The sequence below is a fragment of the Delftia sp. ZNC0008 genome (assembly GCF_000799035.1).
Classification (GTDB): Bacteria; Pseudomonadota; Gammaproteobacteria; order Burkholderiales; family Burkholderiaceae_C; genus Comamonas; species Comamonas tsuruhatensis.
This window is the reverse complement of the sequence record NZ_JTKZ01000679.1, coordinates 1-4,550: the sequence shown is the minus strand read 5'-3', so window position 1 is coordinate 4,550 and position 4,550 is coordinate 1. Positions and strand designations below refer to the sequence as shown.

Sequence of the window (4,550 nt, the reverse complement as noted above, 5' to 3'; positions counted from 1 at the left end):
CTTCGCGCTCAAGACAGACGACCGCACCGGATTCCCGCTGTGCTGCACCCGGCCGGGCATCGAGGGCTGCCACGTCGCTTACGACCAATACCGCCTTGTTGACGGCGGCCGCGAAGCCCATCGGGACTACGGCCTCGAATGGGGCCGCATCACCCGCCACACGATTCTTGCATCCGGCCAATGGCCACAACGACTTCCCCTCTGGAGTGAAACCGCATGAACCAAGCCATCACCAGCACCATCCACAAGACAGCCGGCGGCAATCCGGACACGGGCGCGGTCGAGGCCGTGCCTACGCTGACTCAGGTCTATGAGGCGATCCGTCAGCTGCACGAAGCGGGCGAGGAGCCTACGCGCGACCGCATCCACAAGATGACGGGCCTAAACCTCACCACAGTGGACGACCGCATCAAGGTGCTGCGTGGCGAGGGAATGATCTCGGCGGTGAAGCAGTGCTATCGCCCGGTGCACCAGCACGGGCCGGCGCGCGCTGTGACGGTCACACACCTTACCGATGGGCGCTCCATTCTTGAAATTGGAGAGCATGTTGTTCACTTGAATAGGACCGAGGGCGGAATGGTTGGGCAAGCCTATGCCGGGATTGCACTTGAACATACAGCACTGGCGCGCGTCACGGAATTGCATGACCAACTGCTGGAGGAGGTGGCAAAGCGGCGATCATTGGAAAGAGAAGTTAAGGGGCTGAAGGCTGTCAAGCGCCAGGATCAGCGACAGGCTGACTTACTCTCAGAGCTGACGCCCTGAGTCGATTTTTTACCAAAGTCGAAAGCAGTCTGTATTGATCAGGATAGTCGTTGAACGCTATTTTTTGGCCGCTAGCTTACACGCCGCATGTGAATGAACTCGTTTCGTCGATTCGTGATCTATGGTTTGAAGCGCAATGTGGGGTATATTACGTTTGCTAACATCAAATTTGGAGTACGCATGCCGGCAATTAGAAATATCTTATCCAGCTTCCGTTACGAGGTGGCAGTTGCAAAACGAACTTGCGACGCGAGTTCAAAACACCAAATCATGCCTGGTGAAAAACATTTCGCATATGAGCAAGTGCCGGGCATCCGTACGAACATATGTTTGGCTTGTGCTCCTGCCATCATTCAGAAAGCGCAAGAGCATCTGGCTAGTATCTCCAGTCAGCTTCCTGGAAAATAACTTAGTGTTCTCAGACAGGCACTGAGTTCTAGTCATTCGCTCGTGCGGGCCGCACTATGCTGGCCCGTTCTTTTTTGCGTGATGTTGCCTTACTTCGCCACCAATGACAGCAATTGGATCAACTCGGGCGCCTGATCACCCTGTCTAGGGTTCGACATCCATGGGGCTGGTTGGAACACTTCCGGCCATGGCCCAACGTCCTGCCGGCAAGTCCGAGCCTCAAAAGAAACCTGCACCCAAGAAGCCTGCTGCTGACAAATCGGCCGCAGGCGTGGCCTTACCTGCCAGCCGCGCGGCGACCAGCGTCCCGGCTGACTGGGAGCGCATCGAGCTGGACTACCGGGCCGGCATCAAGACCCTTCGCCAGATCGCCGACGAGAACGGCATCACTCATGGAGCCATCAACAAGCGCGCAAAGCGTGATGGATGGGAGCGCGACCTGGGTGTAAAGATCCAGGCAAAGGCCGATGCGTTGGTATCCAAGGCGGCGGTATCCAGCGAGGTATCCACGGATACTAAGGTTCGGGAACGGGCCGTCATCGATGCCAATGCTCAGGCCGTAGCCGACGTTCGCCTGGCCCATCGCAGGGATATCCAGCGTGCGCGCCGCGTCACCAACACCCTGTTGGACGAGTTGGAAAAACAGACCGACCCGGATACCTTGGTGCTGCTCGGCGAGTTGGGCGAGATGCTGCGGCAGCCAGACGACAACGGCCAGGACCGCCTCAACGACCTCTATCACAAGGTCATCAGCCTGTCCGAGCGCTCCAAGACCATGAAGACTCTCGCCGAGAGCCTCCAGAAGCTGGTGGACATGGAGCGCACTGCGTTCGGCATGGACAAGCTTTCCGAGAAAGGCGATGAGCCGGGCGCGCTCAAGCAGATGACCGATGCCGAGCGTGCAGTGAGGCTCGCGGCCTTGCTCAATGGCGGCCCGGGCGCGGCCATGCTGCTGGCCACGCTCGCGGCGAAGCGGGGTGAGAAATGACCACGCCCGCGCTGACCACGGCCGATATCCTGGATCTGCTCAAGGGCCTGGACGCGGACACGCGCGCGGAGCTGGACTCCCTGCTGCTGTCTGGCGATGCGCCCATCTGGGTGCCGCAGCCTGGTCCCCAAACAGTGGCCTTCGAGTCCGACGCCGATATCGTCTTCTACGGCGGCGCGGCCGGCGGCGGCAAGACCGACCTGCTGCTGGGCCTGCCACTGACCAAGCAAAAGCACAGCATCATCTTCCGGCGTCAGTCCGTGCAGCTGACCGGCATCGAGGAGCGCATGACTTCGATCCTGGGCACGCGCGATGGCTATAACAGCCAGGACGGCATCTGGCGGCTGCCGCAGGGCAAGGTCCTGGAGCTGGGCAGCGTGAAGGAGCCGGGCGACTGGATCAAGTACCAGGGCCGCGCGCACGACTTCAAAGGCTTCGATGAGATCACCCACTTCACCGAGCTGCAGTTCCGCTCCCTGATCGGCTGGCTGCGCACCGATGACCCGACCATCCGGCAGCGCGTGGTCTGCGCGGGCAACCCGCCTACCGAGCCTGAAGGCGAATGGGTCAAACGCTTCTGGGCACCGTGGCTGGAGCCTTCCCACCCGAACCCGGCCAAGCCAGGCGAGCTGCGCTGGTTCGTGACCAATGAAAAGGGCGAGGACCAGGAGGTTCCTGGCCCTGAGCCCGTGATGGTCGGCCCGGACCTGATGACGCCCAAGAGCCGGACCTTCATACCCTCCAGCGTCAACGACAACCTGTTTCTGCTGTCCACGGGCTACAAGGCCACGCTGCAGTCCCTGCCCGAGCCGCTGCGCAGCAAGATGCTCAACGGCGACTTCAACGCCGGCAGCGCGGACCCAGCCTGGCAGGTGATCCCCACCGAGTGGGTGAAGGCGGCGCAGGCCCGGTGGAAGCCGCGCGAGGCCAAGGGCGGCATGACGGCCCTGGGCCTGGACCCGGCGCGCGGCGGCATCGACAAGACTTCGGCGGCGCGGCGCCACGGCGCCTGGTTCGATGAACTGATCACCGTGCCCGGCGCGGTCACCAAGGACGGCCCGACAACGGCTGGCTTTGTCACGCCCCTGGTGCGCGACGGCGCGTGCATCTGCGTGGACAGCATAGGCATCGGCTCCAGCGCGCTGGATTTCATCGTGGGCCTGAACCTGCTGGTGCTCGCGGTCAACGGCTCGGAAACGTCCAACGCCATGACCAAGGCCGGCAATCTGCGCTTCCGGAACCGGCGCGCGGAAATGTACTGGCTTCTGCGCGAGGCCCTGGACCCGACGAATCCCAATCCCATCGCGCTGCCGCCAGACCCGGAGCTGCTGGCCGACCTGACAGCCGTTCGCTACAAGGTGGTGACCCTGGGCCGGGTCGCGGCGATCCAGATGCTGTCCAAGGACGACATCCGCAAGGCGCTGGGCCGCTCCCCTGACAAGGGCGACGCGGTGGCAATGACCTTTGTCCAGGGCATCCCTGAGCCCGGCAGCAAACGGCACGAATACGAAGAACCCGAAGAGACCGATTGGAGGCTCAATTGATCAACACCAGCACGATGGACGTGGACTCGCCCGAAGCCGAGGGTTCTCTGGATGCCGGGGATGATGATCTGCGCATGGGTGAGGGCGAGGTATCGCTCCACGAATACACGGAATGGCTGCGCGAGATGGACGAGGAACCCCCATGGCGCATCGCGGCGGACAAGGAGATGGACTATGCCGACGGCAAGCAGCTGGACACCGAGTTGCTGAACGCCATGAAGGAGCAGGGCATTCCGCCGGCCATCGAGGATCGCATCGGGCCCACGCTTCGCGCGCTCACGGGCTACGAGCAGACCACGCGCACGGACTGGCGTGTCACGGCCAACGGCCAGACGGGCAGCAAGGATGTGGCAGACGCGCTCAACGTCGAACTGAACGAGGCCGAGCGCGAGTCCCATGCCGACGATGCCTGCAGCGATGCCTTCCGGCCCCAGGCTGCCGTGGGCTTTGGCTGCGTGGGCGTACAGCGCGTGAGCGATCCCACGCAGTACCGCTATAAATGCGCGGTCGTGCGCCGCAGCGAGGTGCGCTGGGACTGGACGGCGGAAGAGTGGGACCTGAGCGACGCGCGGTATTTCAAGCGGGACAAATGGCTGCATCCCGAGCGCATTGCGCGCGCATTTCCGCAGGCGCGCGAACTGATCTTGTCCTGTGGCCGCAATGGCGCCACCTGGTGGCAACAGGGCTATCCGGGCCGGCTGGCCAACCAGGGCGGCAGTTCCACGGGCCTGACCAATGCGGGCCAGGATGCGCGCGGCTGGACGGTGGAGGAGGCGCGGTGGTACGACCGCACCAACAAGCAGCTGTGCCTGACCGAGCTTTGGTATCGGCGCTGGGTCGAGGTG

Annotated in this window: 4 protein-coding genes and 1 pseudogene; all 5 read left to right on the top strand. The window is 62.8% G+C overall.

Going from position 1 to position 4,550, the window contains the following annotated elements; all coding sequences use genetic code 11:
- A pseudogene (locus L995_RS34455) lies at positions 1 to 220 on the top strand (hypothetical protein); the annotation flags it as partial.
- On the top strand, positions 217 to 765 hold the full coding sequence (locus L995_RS22180) for a hypothetical protein (RefSeq protein WP_047473738.1): 549 nt from the start codon (positions 217 to 219) through the stop codon (positions 763 to 765). The pseudogene L995_RS34455 and the gene L995_RS22180, both read left to right, overlap by 4 nt.
- Positions 766 to 1,360: 595 nt before the next feature.
- The gene (locus L995_RS22175) at positions 1,361 to 2,161 is read left to right on the top strand and encodes a hypothetical protein (RefSeq protein WP_052195855.1); all 801 of its coding nucleotides are present in this window, start codon (positions 1,361 to 1,363) and stop codon (positions 2,159 to 2,161) included.
- On the top strand, positions 2,158 to 3,705 hold the full coding sequence (locus tag L995_RS22170) for a terminase family protein (RefSeq protein ID WP_047473737.1): 1,548 nt from the start codon (positions 2,158 to 2,160) through the stop codon (positions 3,703 to 3,705). The genes L995_RS22175 and L995_RS22170 overlap by 4 nt, the downstream gene beginning before the upstream one ends.
- The coding region (locus tag L995_RS22165) for a portal protein (RefSeq protein WP_047473736.1) at positions 3,702 to 4,550 on the top strand (849 nt) is incomplete at its 3' end. The genes L995_RS22170 and L995_RS22165, both read left to right, overlap by 4 nt.

What these genes read in the sequence shown, in the direction of transcription:
- L995_RS22180 (WP_047473738.1), top strand. Translation starts at nt 217, where the DNA reads ATGAACCAAGCCATCACCAGCACCATCCACAAGACAGCCGGCGGCAAT.
- L995_RS22170 (WP_047473737.1), top strand. Translation starts at nt 2,158, where the DNA reads ATGACCACGCCCGCGCTGACCACGGCCGATATCCTGGATCTGCTCAAG.
- L995_RS22175 (WP_052195855.1), top strand. Translation starts at nt 1,361, where the DNA reads ATGGCCCAACGTCCTGCCGGCAAGTCCGAGCCTCAAAAGAAACCTGCA.